The sequence below is a fragment of the Acidiphilium sp. AL genome, assembly GCF_025499445.1.
GTDB lineage: Bacteria > Pseudomonadota > Alphaproteobacteria > Acetobacterales > Acetobacteraceae > Acidiphilium > Acidiphilium iwatense.
Genome location: NZ_JAIMBZ010000012.1, coordinates 72,153 through 85,505, shown reverse-complemented (window position 1 = coordinate 85,505; position 13,353 = coordinate 72,153). Strand labels below are relative to the sequence as shown.

Below are 13,353 nucleotides of genomic sequence, written 5' to 3'. Positions count from 1 at the left end.
AACCACCGGCGTCTCCTCGAGCCGATCGGCAACATCCCACCCGCCGAGGCCGAGGCGCGCTACTATGAACAACTGAACGAGCTGGCTATGGTCGCCTGAGTCAAACAAAATGGCCTCCAGGATTCCCGGCGCGGTTCACACCTTCGGCCGCCTCCGGCTTGTTGGTGCGAAATACCGAGTGCTTGTCGTTGTAGAGCGCGATCGGCTTGCCATGATCCTCAAGTTACGCGCGCGCGGCCTGGAAATAGGCGAACGCACTCTCGCTGGCGACGAAGTTGAGGTGCATCAGGCGGCTGGTGGCGTCATCGACGCGCGGGAGACCGTCCGCCAAGCCGACCAGAACCTGCAGCCGAGAGAGCTCCTTGCGGCTCATCGTAATCACCGTCATCCGCCGTCACCCTCAGCGCCTGAACCGAAGGGAAGGCTTGTGACATTCCAAACGGTGAGGCCGGTGACATCTCTATTCGGTGATATGCACATGTCCAAGCGCCTGAATCCAGTTTTGACCGGCTACGGCCACCGCCGATCCCGATTGGCGATCTGCGCCGAACTCAGCACGTCCGGCCCCTCGGCCACCTGCGGTGCGTGATCCGGCAGCATCGCCGGATCGGCCCAGCAGGTCACCTGTCCGATCGTGCGCGTGCAATAGGGCGGCGGCGGTGGCAGCGGGTGCGGATGCCGACAATAGCTCTTGCCCCGGTCGAGCCGCACCATCGAGCAATCCCTACCGGTCACCAGCGAGATCACCGCATCGGGCACGGTCCGATGAATCGTGGTGATCGCCAGCACGTTGGCGGCGACGCCGATTCCCGCCTCGGCGCCGGCGCCCAGGCCGCAGCCGGCGAGCGGAATCAGGCACAGGAAAACGAGCAAGCGATGCATCGCCTTTTAATGCCTTGAAAAAATGAAAATCGGGTTACGTTGCCCTATGCCCCGCGCGCCGCTATGGTCCGCCCGCCTTACCTTGAACGACTTTGCGCGCAGCCCCGCCAACCCTGCGCGCGTATTGGAGCGAAACCGCGCGTGCCCGATATTTTCGACGAAGTCGCCGACGATCTGCGTGCCGAGCGCACCCGGAAATTCCTTGCCCGCTATGCCGGCGCGTTCGTCGCCGCCGCGGTGCTGGTGCTGATCGGCATCGGCGGATGGAAGACCTGGCAATGGTATCAGCATCGCCAGAACGTCCGCGCCGCCACTCAATACATGGCCCTGACCGACCGGATCGCCCAGGCCGGCCCAGGCCTCGCCAAGGCCGGCGAGATCAAGGACGCGAAGGCGCTGGTCGATTTCGCGGCCAAGGCACCGGCCGGCTACGCGACCCTCGCGCGCTTCCGCGCCGCCGCGCTTTATAATGCCGCCGGCGATGCCCAATCCGCCGAGGCGCTGTGGAACCGGCTCGGCGCGTCCGCCAGCGGCGCCGGGCCGATACTGCGCGGCCTCGCCAATCTGCTCTGGGCGCAGCACGCCATGGGCGTCACTCCCGATGCCACGGTGATGGCCCGGCTCAAGCCGCTGATGGCACCGTCGAACCCGTGGCACGATCTCGCCCAGGTGAACGCAGCGGTGCTCGACATGCAGGCGGGCAAGAATGCCGAAGCGAAATCGCTGCTCGATCGCGTTTCCGCCGATCCGGCCGCCCCGGCCAATCTGCGCAATCTGGCCGAAGGCCTCATCGCCAAACTGAACGGATAATCGAGCACAACATGACTGAATCACGCGCGATGACCAAACTCGGCCGGCGCAGCGCGATGCTGCTTTCCGCCGGATTGCTCTCGGGGTGCAGCCTGTTCGAGGGCTCGACCAAGAAACCCGTGCCCGGCGTGAAAATCCCGGTGCTTCCGCCGCACCAACCTCTGGTCGCGAACCCCGCCGCCCCGCCGGTGCGGCTTCCGCCATCAGCCGCGCTCAACGCATGGACGCAGGCAGGCGCCAATGCGCGGCACAACCCCGGCTCCGTCTCGCTCCCCGCGCGGCTGGCGCAGGCATGGCGAACCGGCATCGGCGCCGGCGGCACCTATCGCCGCTCGCTGCACACCCAGCCGGTCGTCGCCAATGGGCGCGTCTTCACCATGGACGCCAACGGCTTCGTCGATGCGGTCGCCCTGGAAACCGGGCGGCATCTCTGGCGCCAGAAAATGCGGCCCAGGCACAATACCAGCTTCGCCTTCGGCGGCGGCCTCGCGATCGACGGCGGGATACTCTACGTGGCCACCGGATTCGCCGAACTGCGCGCGCTCGATCCCGCAACCGGCGCGGCGCACTGGATGAAGAAGCTCGATCAACCGGCACGCTCCGCCCCCGCCATCGGCGGCGGGCAGATCTACATCGTCCTGCTCGACAACACCCTGACCGCGCTGGACGCCAAAACCGGCGATTTCGCCTGGCGCTTCCCCACCGGTTCTTCCTCCAACTCGATGTTCGGCGCGGGCGCGCCCGCCTACGACCAGGGCGTCGTGGTGGCCGGCTTCGGCACCGGCCTGCTCGCCGGGATCAACGCGACCACCGGCTCGGCTCTCTGGGAACAGAGCCTCGCCGCCGGCTACGACGTGACCAACCCGCTCAACGTATCGAGCATCGTCGCCAACCCGGTGATCGGCGGCAATCTGGTGGTCGCAACCGGCCTCGCCGGCTCGACCGTTGCGTTCGACCTGCGCTCCGGCCGGCGCATCTGGGGGCACGGCGCGGGCGGCGCCGAAACCCCCGCGATCGCCGGCGACTGGCTGTTCCTGCTCACCGACGATCAGCGCCTCGCCGCGATCCATATGCAGGAAGGTTATACCGCCTGGGTTACCGCCCTGCCCGCCTGGCGCAACCCGAAGACCGATTCCGGCCCGATTTCCTGGCACGGCCCGCTGCTGGCCGGCAACGGGCTGATCCTGACCGGCTCGGATCGCCGGATGATCGTGGTCGACGCGCGAACCGGCGTTCTGCTCACCCCGCCCGACCGCGCGCTCGGGCTCAACGGTGTCGCGGACATGGCGCCGATCGCCGCGGGCGGCAATCTTCTGGTCCTCACCCGCAATGCGGTGCTGACCGCGTATCGATGACCGTCCCTGAATCCCGCCCGCCGCGCATCGCCATCTGCGGGCGGCCGAATGTCGGCAAATCGACCCTGTTCAACCGTCTCGCGGGAAAGCGGATCGCTCTGGTCGCCGACGAGCCGGGGGTGACGCGCGACCGCAAGGAAGCCTGGGGCGATCTCGCCGGCCGCCGGGTGCAGCTCATCGACACCGCCGGGCTCGAGGAAGCGCCGCCCGCCAGCCTGCCGGGCCGGATGCGCGCCTCCACCGGCACCGCCGTCGAACAGGCCGATCTCGTGCTGTTCATGATCGATTCGCGCGCCGGCCTGCTGCCCGAGGACCGACACTTCGCCGCCTGGCTGCGCCGTGCGAACAAGCCGGTCATCGTCGTCGCCAACAAGGCCGAGGGCAAAGGCGGTGGTGCGGCCGCCCTCGAAGCCTACGCACTCGGCCTCGGCGAACCGGTCGCGATTTCCGCCGAACATAACGAAGGCGTGTCCGACCTCATCGACCAGATCGTCGAAACCTTGCCCGAAGCGTCCGGCGATACGGAAAGCGAGGGCGCCCGCCCGCTCCATCTCGCCATCATCGGCCGGCCCAACGCGGGCAAATCGACCCTGCTCAACCGCCTACTCGGCGAGGAGCGCACGATCACCGGCCCCGAACCCGGTCTGACCCGAGACGCCATCGCCGCCGAACTCACCGACGCCAAGGGCACGCGCTACCGCCTGTTCGACACCGCCGGCCTGCGCCGCCGCGCGCGCGTCGAACCCGGTCTCGAAAAACTCTCGACCTCCTCGGCCATCGAGGCGCTGAAATTCGCCGACACGGTGATCCTCGCGATCGACGCGCATGAAGGCATCCACGACCAGGATCTGCATATCGCGCGGCTCGTCGAACGCGAAGGCCGCGGCTGCGTCATCGCCCTGACCAAATGGGATCTGGTCGAAGATCGCGACAAGACCCGTCGCGCAATCAAGGACCGGCTGGACTCGTCGCTCGCGCAAATGAAGGGCATCGTCACCGTGCCGCTTTCCGCCGAAACCGGCGAAGGCATGGCAAAGCTGCTGCCCGCCGTGCGCGAGGCCGATGCAATCTGGAACAAGCGCGTCTCCACCGGCGCGCTGAACCGCTGGTTCGAGGGCGCGCTGGAACGCTTCCCGCCGCCCCTGGTGGACGGCCGCCGGCTCAAGTTGCGCTACATCACCCAGGTCAAGGCCCGGCCGCCCAGCTTCGCCCTGTTCGGCACCCGCGCCGAAGCGACGCCGGAGACCTATCAGCGCTATCTGGTGAACAGCCTGCGCGACCAGTTCGATCTGCCCGGCACCCCGATCCGCCTCTCCCTTCGCGGCACCAAAAACCCTTACGCCGAGGACTGATCCAGGCGCACGCGGTCAGGCGCGATAGATCGTCGGAAACCAGTCCTCGCGCAGCCTCTGCCCGTCCGCCATGCCGTGCCCGGGAAACGGCGGCGATGTGCGGCCGGGCCGGGTCACGTAGCGCGCGTCATCGCCCAGAAGCCGGAGCGAAAACGCGCGCCGCCGCGTCGTGGCATCGTTGCCCCGCGCGCCATGGAGGGTTTTGAAGCTGAATGCCACGGCATCGCCCGGCTGCATCTCCCATTCCAGCACGCGGTATTTCCCCGGCTCCGCATCGGGGTCGGGAACAGGCATATAGGCACCTTCATCGGGGTAGAAATTCTCCTCGGACAGCCAGCGCGTCGGCAAGACCGGCTTTGCCCATTTATGCGAACCCGCGACGCATCGCAGCGAAGCTTCCCCAACCGGGTCCATCGGCGACCAGAAACTGACGGTCTGCTCGCCCTCGACGAAGTAATACGGGCTATCCTGATGCCACGGCGTCGGCTTCGACGTGCCGGGTTCTTTCACGAGAACGTGGTCGTGAAAGATCTGCACGGTCCGCGATCCCATCAGCCGGGCCGCCACCTCGGCCGCCGGCGATTCGCGGATCGCCGCCTCGAACTCGGGAATCCGGGTCCAGTTGCAATAATCGTCGAAAAACCTGCCGCTTTCGCCCGCTTTAAGGTTCTCGGCGGCGTACGGCCCCGGCTCGCTCATGTTGCGCTCGATGCCGGCGCGGATCGTCTCGACCCAATCCCCGAACAATCCCCTCACCAGCACGACGCCATCTCTCTGGAAGCTGTCGATCTGGTCCTGGGTCGGCAATGTCGCTGTGCTCATCGGTCTCGCTCCTGATCGCTTAAGACATGAAAGCATTTTACGTACGCCAGATATGAACAAATCAGAAACGTCCTGTGTTTACTTGATCCCGGTTCAGGTGGAGATCTCGTAACTCTGCTTGAGCAGGTCGTAGATTGGGCCAACCAACGCTTCTTCGCCTTTTTCACAGCACTCGAACAGGTCGTAGCGTGAAATGATGTCCTGTGGCTGAGTGTCGATACGTAGGCAGCCAACATCAAGGTAATTGGCAAGAATTTCCTGTGACCGTTGATCGGAGAGCTGACCGGCGATTACCTGCTGTTCTTGGCACAGTTTCGGCATGTCGGCGATGAAGGCGCTGCCGTCCGCAGGCATCCTGACCGAGCGGAACGGAAACTCCGCCCGGACATCGATCCATTGCAGGGCAGCCTTCTCGAAGCTGACCTCGGTGAAACCGGCGAGTTCCGGCACGCCCTTGCGGGCGGTATCTTTCTCGTCTGAATATTTTCCCCGGAATGTGAGGTCCTGGAAAGCTCCTTCGAACCGGCAGTTCACGAAGCCGCTGCATCCAAAATCCACCCCGCTCAGCTTCTTGAACACGAAGACGCAGTTAACAAACTGCGGATCGCCGATGCTTGTCTTGGCAAGCTTTATGTTTTCAAAGTGGCAATTAATATAGCGTGATTGATATTCGTCCTTCTTGCTGGTGTTATAATCAAAACCAATGGCCCCAACCTGCCACTCACAGCGATAGAACCGGCAATTGATGAAGGTGCAGCCGTAATCCCCGAAATCGTTCATATCGGCATAATCAAAGACGCAATCCTGAAAGACACTGTGCTCAGCGACCGTTTCAGCAAGTGACCCTGCGGTGAAATCGCACGATTTGAACACGGCATGGTTCAACGATTTCTTGCGCCGCGCATCTGGAGGGCAGAGCCGCAGTCCCCGCAGATCGAACAGCCCGTCCTCGGTCCTGCCGAAGGGTTGGGTCCGCAGCGCCTCGTCGGGATCGATCCCGGCCCAGCGCTCGCGCCATTCGGTGAATTGCTTGGCGGTATGGCGCTTCGGCGGGCGGGATGCGGAAAGTTCGGTCATAATGCTTACGGTATCAGAAAATCGTCGATGATTGGTACTTCGGGTTCCTCGGGCATGATCGGGGTGTCCGGCGGACCTTGAGATGAGGCGGGAGCAATTTTCGGCGGAGGCATTGGCGGCTGCGGGTCGATCGTTTTGCCGCTGGTATCCAGATGCATCAGGTCATCACCGTATTTCAGCCGGTGCGCCTGGAGTTGGCCCTGGGTGGTCATGTCGTACTGGTCGCCCGTATCCTTGTCGATGAAATCTGGGCCACGATTGGATTTCCCCGTGATTCGCTTGTTTAAAGCGTCATCTTTTCTAACTTGGTCACGTGCCTCCTTGTCGATCTGAGTGCCTCGGAACCGCGCTCGCGCGTTCGGGTCTTTCTTGATCGCACGCAACTGTCGATCGGTGTACACGTCCTTATCCGGCCCCCGATCGATTTTCCCGGCGGCGCTGGTGGTATGGTCTTGTAGGTGCCGGTAGACCTGCTCGCGGGTCAGGGGCGGGCTCTGGGGCGTGGTCGTGTCCGATACCAGGGTGATCGTTGGCGCGCCCGCATTGGTACCACCCGTTCCACCGGCCGCGCCACCCATGCCGATCAGTACGGTCGGCATTCCGCCGACGATCACCCCGCCATGGGCGGTCTGGTCGCCCATCCGCGCCGCCGGCATTCCGCCGATCAGCACCGTCGGCGAGCCCATCACGATGGTATCGGGCGGCCCCACGCAGGTCACCAGGTCGGAAACCCTTGCCGCCGGCAGCCCGCCGATCAGCACATTCGGCGCGCCCTTGACGATCGGGCCGCCGACATGAGGCACCGGCCCGTCGCTGGCTGGGCAGGTGTGCATGTCGGTGATCCGCGCCGCGGGCTTTTCTCCAGCCATGAGGCAATCTTGCCCGACCAAGCGGTCCTGGCAAGACCGCAATCAGGTGGTCGGTCCATGGAACAGGATGATCGGCGGCGGAGCGCGTCGTAGAGCATGGCCTTTTCCACCTTGAGCCAAGTCGCGCGCGAACTGACTGACGGCATCGCGGCGATGCCCGGTCTCGCCTGCGGGATTTCGGCATCCCGGCGATCGGGGATAAAGACGGAATCATCAATCGAAACCGAGGAGTTCCAGCATGGCGCGATTTGACGGCAAGGTCGGCGTGATTACGGGAGCGGCAAGCGGCATCGGCCGCGCGATCGCGGAGCAATTTGCCCGCGAAGGCGGCCACGCGGTGATCGCCGATCTCGATCTCGACACGGCACAGGCAACCGCGCGCGAGATCGGCGCACTGGGGCCGGAAGCCTTCGCGGTCGCGATGGATGTTTCCGACGAAGCGCGGGTGCAGGCGGGAATCGACGCGGTCGGCGCCAAATTCGGCCGGATCGACGTTCTGGTCAGCAATGCCGGTATTCAGATCGTCCACCCGGTCCACGAATTTCCGTTCGCCGAATGGAAGAGGCTGCTCGCCATCCATCTCGACGGCGCGTTCCTCACCACCAGGGCATGCCTCAAATACATGTACGCCCAGAAAAGCGGCGCGATTGTCTATATCGGTTCGGTCCATTCGAAAGAAGCGTCCAGGCTCAAATCGCCCTATGTCACGGCGAAGCACGGGCTGATCGGGCTGTGCAAGGTCGTTGCCAAGGAAGGCGCGGAATTCGGCGTGCGCGCCAATGTGGTCTGCCCCGGCTATGTGCGCACGCCATTGGTGAATAAACAAATCCCCGAACAATCGAAGGCGCTGGGCATCACCGAGGATGCGGTGATCCGCACCGTCATGCTGCGCGACACCGTCGATGGCGAATTCACCACGGTCGAGGATGTCGCCGCGGCGGTGCTGCATTTCGCCGGCTTCCCGACCAATGCGCTCACCGGTCAGTCGCTCGTCGTCAGCCATGGCTGGTTCATGCAATGAACCGGAAGACCGATATCGGAACGAGTTCGAAACGTCATCGCGAGCGCAGCGAAGCAATCCATGGTTGAGCGCCCTCAGGATCGGGACACTGGCCTGATCGACATCACAGGCCGAAATATGCCTCGCGCACCGCGTCGCTCGCTTCAAGCTCGGCGCGCGTGCCCGAGAGTTTCACCCGCCCGCCATCGATCAGGAATCCACGATCGGCGAGGGCGAGAAATGCCACGTTCTGCTCGGCGATCAGCAGCGACGTGCCGTGCCCGATCGTTGTTTTCAGCACCTCGATCACCTGCTTGACGAACACCGGCGCCAGACCCGACGACGGCTCGTCCATCAGGAGAAGTTTCGGCTCGGAGACCAGAACTTTCGCGATTCCGAGCATCTTGCGTTGGCCGCCCGACAGGCTCGCCGCGAGGTCGCGCCGCTTTTTCGCCAGATCGGGAAACAGGTCGAACAACAGCGCGCCGCGCTTGCGCACTTGCGCATCGCTCAGGAAATACCCACCGAGCCGGATATTCTCCTCGATCGATAACGTGGGAAACACCCCGAGTTCCGACATGAACGCGATGCCGCGCCGGATTCGCTGGTCCGGCGGCAGGGTCTGCAGCGCTTCGCCCTCGAAAGCGATCGACCCGCTCCAGCACGGCAGCAAACCGATGATCGTGCGCAGCAGCGTGGTCTTGCCCGCGCTGTTCGCCCCGAGCAGAAGCACCGTTTCGCCGGCGCCGACATCGAGATCGATGCCCCAGAGAATCTGCATCGCGCCATAGCCGGATGTCACGCCGCCGAGTTCGAGCAATGCCATCCCGCTAACCCCCGATGAACGCGGCGACCACGTCCGGGTTCTCGGACGCCGCCTTCAGCGTCCCCTCGAACAGCATCCGCCCGGCGCCGAGAACGATCACCCGGTTGGTGATTCGATTGAGAAAATCGAGGAGATGCTCGACCACGATCAGCGCGATGCCGCGCTGGGCCAGGCGCTGGAGCAGATTCGCAATCGCGCCGAGTTCCGAGGGATTGAGCCCGGCGCCGATCTCGTCGATCAGCAGCAATTTTGGATCGGTCGCCAGGGCGCGGCCCAGATCCAGCATTTTCTGCTGATTGACCGTGAGCCCTCCGGCCATAATCGCCGCATGGCCGGCGAGATCGATCTCGGCGAGCACAGCATCGGCATCCATCCCGCGCGCCCCGCCGAAATGCGCCGCCACTTCGATATTTTCCCGCACGCCCATCTCACGGAACGGTTTGGGTACCTGGAACGTTCGGTTGATTCCCAAGTGCGCGAGCCGGAACGGCGCCAGCCCCTGCACCGGCCGCCCCTGGAACCGGATTGTCCCGGCATCCGCGCGATGCACGCCCGAAATCAGGTTGATCGCGGTGGTCTTACCCGATCCGTTCGGCCCCACCAGCCCGACGATTTCCCCCGGCTCGACCGAAAAGCTCAACCGGTTGAGCACGATATTGCCGCCGAATGCCTTGCCGACGCCATCCAGCCTGAGCAGCGGTTCAGAAGACACGCACACCCCTCCGCGTCAGCAATGACGATACGCCGTTCGGCAGGAACAGAACCAGCAGCACGATCAACGCCCCGTAGAGCAGTTCGAAACCCTGCGGGAACGAAATGCCGATGCCGTTATAGAGCAGATAGAGCGACGCCGCGCCGATGATCGGCCCGATCACCGTGCCGACGCCCCCGAACAGCGCGAACACGATGGCGAATACGCTGATCTGCAGGGTGAACACCGCATCGGGATAGAATACCGACAGGTTCCACGCATAGGCGCCGCCCGCCAGTCCCGCGATCCCGGCGGAGGCCAGCCAGACCAGCACGCGCTGGCGCACCACGTCGATTCCCGCCATCGCCGCGCTCACCGGGTCCTGCGTCATCGCCCGCAAGCCAAGACCGAAGCGGGATGCGCGAAAATAGGCGGCCAACCCGGTCGCGAGCAGCAATATCGCCAGCATCGTCAGATAGCTCGCCTCCGGCGCATAGACCCGGTCGATCTTCAAACCATAGGGCCCGCCGGTGATTTTCGACAAATTCCCGTTCGAGACGACGAAGAACATGATCTGCGACGCCGCGAGATTGGCGATCGAGAAATACGCGCCGGAAAGCCGCAGCAGCGGCCCAAGAATGATCGCGATCACGATAGACCCGATCCCGCCGCCGATCACGCAGGCGATCACCGGCAGATCCGTGTGCAGAACCAGCAAGGATGTCGCATAGGCGCCGGCGCCGAAGAACCCGACATAGCCGAACGGCAGATAGCCGGTGAACCCGTAAAGCAGGTTGAGCCCCTGGGTAAGCACGACGAACGTCATCATCTGGAACAGCAATGACTGATTGCCGTAAACATGCGGCAGGATCAGGAATACCACCGCCAGCAACACAACGACGACGATCCCCGGCCACGCTCCCCGATCACGCATGGCGGACCGCCTTGCCGAGCAGGCCGCTCGGGCGGATCAGCACGATGACGACCAGCAGCACATAGGGCACCAGGTTCGACCAGGACGCGTAGAATGTCTGCATCAGCATTGTGCCCAGGCCGAACACCAGGCCGCCCACCACGGTGCCGAGCGGATTGCCGAGCGAGCCGATGATGATGATGGCGAAGGATGTCGTGGTCAGGCCGGTGCCGATATCCGGCGACACCGACCCGAGCAGATAGGGCACGAACACGCCCGCCGCGCCGGCGAGCGCCAACCCCATCACGAAGGCGATGGCGGAAACCCGATCGACATTGATTCCCGTCGCGCGCGCTTCGTCGCGATCGGCCATGATCGCCCGCGTCGCATAGCCGAGCTTGGTTCGCGCGAAATATCCATACAAACCGCCGATCGCCAGCACGCTGACCAGCACCGCGACCCACCAGCTATCGGGAAATTCCTGCCCGAGCACGCCAAGATTGCCGGCCCCCAGCGCATCGCCCGGCAGCGAGCGCTGGTCGGCGCCGAAGCCGAACACCGCCAAGGCCTCGATGATCTGCGCGATGCCGAAAAACAGGATGAACGACAGCATCTCCGGGTCGTGGCTCTTCTGCAGGCGCGGCACCACCGCATAGTACAACGGATAGCCGATTACGATCGCACCCGCGATCGCCAGCGGAATCCCGAACAGCGGGTTGAGCCCGAGATCGCGCGACAGCAGATACGCCCCGAACCCGCCGAGCATGATGAATTGCCCGTGCGCCAGGTTGATGATGCGCATCACGCCGAAAATCAGGTTCAGCCCGATGCCGATCAGGCTGAAGAACAAGCCGTATAATATGCCGCCGATCACGGCGTATTCGAGCAAGCCCACCATGATTGCAGCCTCTCAAAACCGGGCGGAAATCACCCGGCAGGATTGCCGCCTGCCGGGTCTCGCTGACGTTCCGTTATGTCTTCGGCGCCGGATAGACCGCCTTGCCGGTCGCCTTGGCCTTCGGATAGACCACGACGATCTTGTTGCCCTTGCCCTGCGGCACGAGCTGAGCCACCGGCAGCAGCTCGCCGAGCTGGGCGCCGTGATCGGTCATCTTGAACGCGCCGAGCAGGGTCTTGGTTTTGCCCGACATCCCCAGCAGCGCCCGGTCGAACGAGATCTGGGTGAATTGCGGCGCGGTCTTCAGCATGTCCTGCATGATGACGCCGGTATTGTAGCCCGCCGCGTTCAGGAAGTTCGGCGCCTCATGCTTCGCCGCCGTATAGGTCTTCACGAAATCGTCGGTGTTCAGCCCCGACGTGACATGGCTGAATTTCACCAGCGGCGGCGTCGGATAGGTGTAGGTATAAGCGAGCGTCTTCGCGCCGACATTCTTGGTCAGAAGAGCGAGCAACTGGCCGGGGAAAATCGTGAAGGTCATGTTGAAATGCAGCCCGCTGCCCGACAGCGCACGCAGAAACGCGATGTCGTTCGGCGGATAGCCGAGTTCGATCACCGCATCCGGCCGGCGCGCCGCGATCGTGTGCAGCAGCACGGTGTAGTTGGACTCGGAGGTCGGCACTCCATGAAAATAGACCGGCTTCACCCCGCCTTTGGCAAGCACCGCTTTCAATGTGTTGGCCTGCGACGCATCGAAATCGTTCGACCCGTAGAGCACCGCGACGCGTTTGATCTTCTGCTTCAGCAGGTAATCACCGAGCGGGATCGGCCAGACAGTGGAAGCCGGAATGCTGACATCCGCCAGGTAGTGCGTCTTCTTGGTGAAGAAATTCGCGCCCGAGCCGGTCGGGTCGATCAGCAGCATATGATGCTCGGCGGCCAGCGGTACGGCAACCGAGGTGAGCACCGAGCCGAAATCGGCGACCAGCAGGTTCACTTTATCCTGAGTGATGAGCTGATTGTACAGGGTCGTGGCGGTCGCGGTCGAACTCTGATCGTCATAGGCGATGATCTTGACCGGGATTTTCTTGTCGAATGCCTTGACGAACACGCCACCCGCCTTGTTGACCCCTGCCGCCCAGAATTGCAGCCCCTGATATTGCCCCTCGGACGCGACAGCAAACGATCCGCTGCTGGCATAGAGCGTGCCGATCTTCAGTACCGCCGGCGCGGTCGCAGCTCCGGCGCTCCCCGCCGCCAGCGCCGACATCGCGGCACCGGCCACGCAAGCCGCCGCAATCCTTGATTTCGACTTGGCCATTTCGGTCTCCCCCGATCCCTGAGTAGAAAATATTTCAAAAAAACTTACGTCAACGCAAAATTTTTGTAATCTTGGCTCGCCGCGCGATCAAGCCCCATCGCAGCAGCGTGATCTCGCGAAATCGGGTTTTGGTCAGACGAGCAGCTACAACTCGACGTTGTTTAAAGGCAACGACAGCCAGAACCGGTCATTGCGAGGCGGTGAAACCACCGAAGCAATCCATCACGCGGAGAAAACAGCGATCGTACAATTTCCGTCGACGCCTTCAGCGCCGCGTCGTTCGCACGATGATCGGGCGAAACCGTACGCCGTGCCGCGCCATCTGCAAACGGAACAATCCGTAGCAGACGAGACCGGCCACGATCAGCACCGGCACGGTGAACACCGCGAGCCAGAAAGCCAGCGCGCCGAATCCCAGCAACAGCGCGAAGGCGGCAAGCCGCAGCATGATCGCCCCGAGGGACGGCTTCGGCCGCTCCGGGAAGTCGCCTTCCAGCGTCATATCGATGACGGGACCATTGCCTTGGTTCATGACAC

General features: G+C 63.6%; 15 protein-coding genes and 1 pseudogene. 5 read left to right on the top strand and 11 right to left on the bottom strand.

Features of this window, described 5'->3' with window-relative positions; all coding sequences use genetic code 11:
* Positions 1 to 139: 139 nt before the first annotated feature.
* Both AiwAL_RS09655 and AiwAL_RS09650 read right to left on the bottom strand, forming a co-directional pair.
* Positions 140 to 310 (bottom strand): annotated as a pseudogene (locus AiwAL_RS09655) (ISNCY family transposase); the annotation flags it as partial.
* Positions 311 to 510: 200 nt separating this feature from the next.
* Entirely contained in the window at positions 511 to 882 is a 372-nt protein-coding gene (locus AiwAL_RS09650) for a hypothetical protein (RefSeq protein ID WP_262312606.1), read from the bottom strand.
* A 141-nt stretch (positions 883 to 1,023) separates the two neighbouring features.
* Between AiwAL_RS09650 and AiwAL_RS09645 the strand changes: the two genes are divergently transcribed.
* From AiwAL_RS09645 to der, 3 genes are read left to right on the top strand one after another with little or no spacing between them, the layout of a single operon-like run.
* Positions 1,024 to 1,692: a tetratricopeptide repeat protein gene (locus tag AiwAL_RS09645; RefSeq protein WP_262312605.1), complete on the top strand. Its 669-nt coding sequence runs from the start codon at positions 1,024 to 1,026 to the stop codon at positions 1,690 to 1,692.
* 11 nt (positions 1,693 to 1,703) lie between these two features.
* Positions 1,704 to 3,047, top strand: coding sequence for a PQQ-binding-like beta-propeller repeat protein (locus tag AiwAL_RS09640; protein WP_235704193.1), 1,344 nt, complete (start codon positions 1,704 to 1,706; stop codon positions 3,045 to 3,047).
* Positions 3,044 to 4,399: a ribosome biogenesis GTPase Der gene (gene der, locus AiwAL_RS09635; protein ID WP_235704194.1), complete on the top strand. Its 1,356-nt coding sequence runs from the start codon at positions 3,044 to 3,046 to the stop codon at positions 4,397 to 4,399. Before AiwAL_RS09640 ends, der begins: the two co-directional genes overlap by 4 nt.
* A 15-nt stretch (positions 4,400 to 4,414) precedes the next feature.
* Here the strand turns inward: der and AiwAL_RS09630 are convergent, their stop codons facing one another.
* The 3 genes from AiwAL_RS09630 to AiwAL_RS09620 form a co-directional block, all read right to left on the bottom strand.
* A complete protein-coding gene (locus AiwAL_RS09630) occupies positions 4,415 to 5,221 on the bottom strand; it encodes a phytanoyl-CoA dioxygenase family protein (RefSeq protein WP_235704195.1) in 807 nt (268 codons plus the stop codon).
* Positions 5,222 to 5,314: 93 nt separating this feature from the next.
* Positions 5,315 to 6,298: a hypothetical protein gene (locus tag AiwAL_RS09625; RefSeq protein ID WP_235704196.1), complete on the bottom strand. Its 984-nt coding sequence runs from the start codon at positions 6,296 to 6,298 to the stop codon at positions 5,315 to 5,317.
* Between the two features lie 5 nt (positions 6,299 to 6,303).
* A complete protein-coding gene (locus AiwAL_RS09620) occupies positions 6,304 to 7,167 on the bottom strand; it encodes a PAAR domain-containing protein (protein ID WP_262312603.1) in 864 nt (287 codons plus the stop codon).
* 96 nt (positions 7,168 to 7,263) lie between these two features.
* Here AiwAL_RS09620 and AiwAL_RS09615 point away from each other — a divergent pair, with 96 nt between their 5' ends.
* Positions 7,264 to 7,419, top strand: coding sequence for a hypothetical protein (locus tag AiwAL_RS09615; RefSeq protein ID WP_235704198.1), 156 nt, complete (start codon positions 7,264 to 7,266; stop codon positions 7,417 to 7,419).
* On the top strand, positions 7,406 to 8,188 hold the full coding sequence (locus AiwAL_RS09610) for a 3-hydroxybutyrate dehydrogenase (RefSeq protein ID WP_235704199.1): 783 nt from the start codon (positions 7,406 to 7,408) through the stop codon (positions 8,186 to 8,188). Before AiwAL_RS09615 ends, AiwAL_RS09610 begins: the two co-directional genes overlap by 14 nt.
* A gap of 103 nt (positions 8,189 to 8,291) precedes the next feature.
* On the opposite strand, the gene AiwAL_RS09605 is transcribed toward AiwAL_RS09610, so the two are convergent.
* The 6 genes from AiwAL_RS09605 to AiwAL_RS09580 form a co-directional block, all read right to left on the bottom strand.
* Positions 8,292 to 8,993, bottom strand: a complete 702-nt coding sequence (locus AiwAL_RS09605; RefSeq protein WP_235704200.1) for an ABC transporter ATP-binding protein — start codon at positions 8,991 to 8,993, stop codon at positions 8,292 to 8,294.
* A 4-nt stretch (positions 8,994 to 8,997) separates the two neighbouring features.
* On the bottom strand, positions 8,998 to 9,705 hold the full coding sequence (locus tag AiwAL_RS09600) for an ABC transporter ATP-binding protein (RefSeq protein WP_235704201.1): 708 nt from the start codon (positions 9,703 to 9,705) through the stop codon (positions 8,998 to 9,000).
* Positions 9,695 to 10,618: a branched-chain amino acid ABC transporter permease gene (locus AiwAL_RS09595; RefSeq protein ID WP_262312602.1), complete on the bottom strand. Its 924-nt coding sequence runs from the start codon at positions 10,616 to 10,618 to the stop codon at positions 9,695 to 9,697. Before AiwAL_RS09595 ends, AiwAL_RS09600 begins: the two co-directional genes overlap by 11 nt.
* On the bottom strand, positions 10,611 to 11,495 hold the full coding sequence (locus AiwAL_RS09590) for a branched-chain amino acid ABC transporter permease (protein ID WP_235704203.1): 885 nt from the start codon (positions 11,493 to 11,495) through the stop codon (positions 10,611 to 10,613). The genes AiwAL_RS09595 and AiwAL_RS09590 overlap by 8 nt, the downstream gene beginning before the upstream one ends.
* Before the next feature lie 73 nt (positions 11,496 to 11,568).
* Positions 11,569 to 12,816 carry an ABC transporter substrate-binding protein gene (locus tag AiwAL_RS09585; protein WP_262312601.1) on the bottom strand — a complete coding sequence of 416 codons (1,248 nt, stop codon included), beginning with the start codon at positions 12,814 to 12,816 and terminating at the stop codon, positions 11,569 to 11,571.
* 265 nt (positions 12,817 to 13,081) lie between these two features.
* On the bottom strand, positions 13,082 to 13,348 hold the full coding sequence (locus tag AiwAL_RS09580; protein WP_235704205.1) for a hypothetical protein: 267 nt from the start codon (positions 13,346 to 13,348) through the stop codon (positions 13,082 to 13,084).
* Between the last annotated feature and the right edge of the window lie 5 nt (positions 13,349 to 13,353).

Coding starts and splice junctions, on each gene's coding strand:
- der (WP_235704194.1), top strand. CDS start 3,044: ATGACCGTCCCTGAATCCCGCCCGCCGCGCATCGCCATCTGCGGGCGG.
- AiwAL_RS09590 (WP_235704203.1), bottom strand. CDS start 11,495: ATGGTGGGCTTGCTCGAATACGCCGTGATCGGCGGCATATTATACGGC.
- AiwAL_RS09625 (WP_235704196.1), bottom strand. CDS start 6,298: ATGACCGAACTTTCCGCATCCCGCCCGCCGAAGCGCCATACCGCCAAG.
- AiwAL_RS09580 (WP_235704205.1), bottom strand. CDS start 13,348: ATGAACCAAGGCAATGGTCCCGTCATCGATATGACGCTGGAAGGCGAC.
- AiwAL_RS09585 (WP_262312601.1), bottom strand. CDS start 12,816: ATGGCCAAGTCGAAATCAAGGATTGCGGCGGCTTGCGTGGCCGGTGCC.
- AiwAL_RS09615 (WP_235704198.1), top strand. CDS start 7,264: ATGGCCTTTTCCACCTTGAGCCAAGTCGCGCGCGAACTGACTGACGGC.
- AiwAL_RS09650 (WP_262312606.1), bottom strand. CDS start 882: ATGCATCGCTTGCTCGTTTTCCTGTGCCTGATTCCGCTCGCCGGCTGC.
- AiwAL_RS09595 (WP_262312602.1), bottom strand. CDS start 10,618: ATGCGTGATCGGGGAGCGTGGCCGGGGATCGTCGTCGTTGTGTTGCTG.
- AiwAL_RS09640 (WP_235704193.1), top strand. CDS start 1,704: ATGACTGAATCACGCGCGATGACCAAACTCGGCCGGCGCAGCGCGATG.
- AiwAL_RS09620 (WP_262312603.1), bottom strand. CDS start 7,167: ATGGCTGGAGAAAAGCCCGCGGCGCGGATCACCGACATGCACACCTGC.
- AiwAL_RS09610 (WP_235704199.1), top strand. CDS start 7,406: ATGGCGCGATTTGACGGCAAGGTCGGCGTGATTACGGGAGCGGCAAGC.
- AiwAL_RS09605 (WP_235704200.1), bottom strand. CDS start 8,993: ATGGCATTGCTCGAACTCGGCGGCGTGACATCCGGCTATGGCGCGATG.
- AiwAL_RS09630 (WP_235704195.1), bottom strand. CDS start 5,221: ATGAGCACAGCGACATTGCCGACCCAGGACCAGATCGACAGCTTCCAG.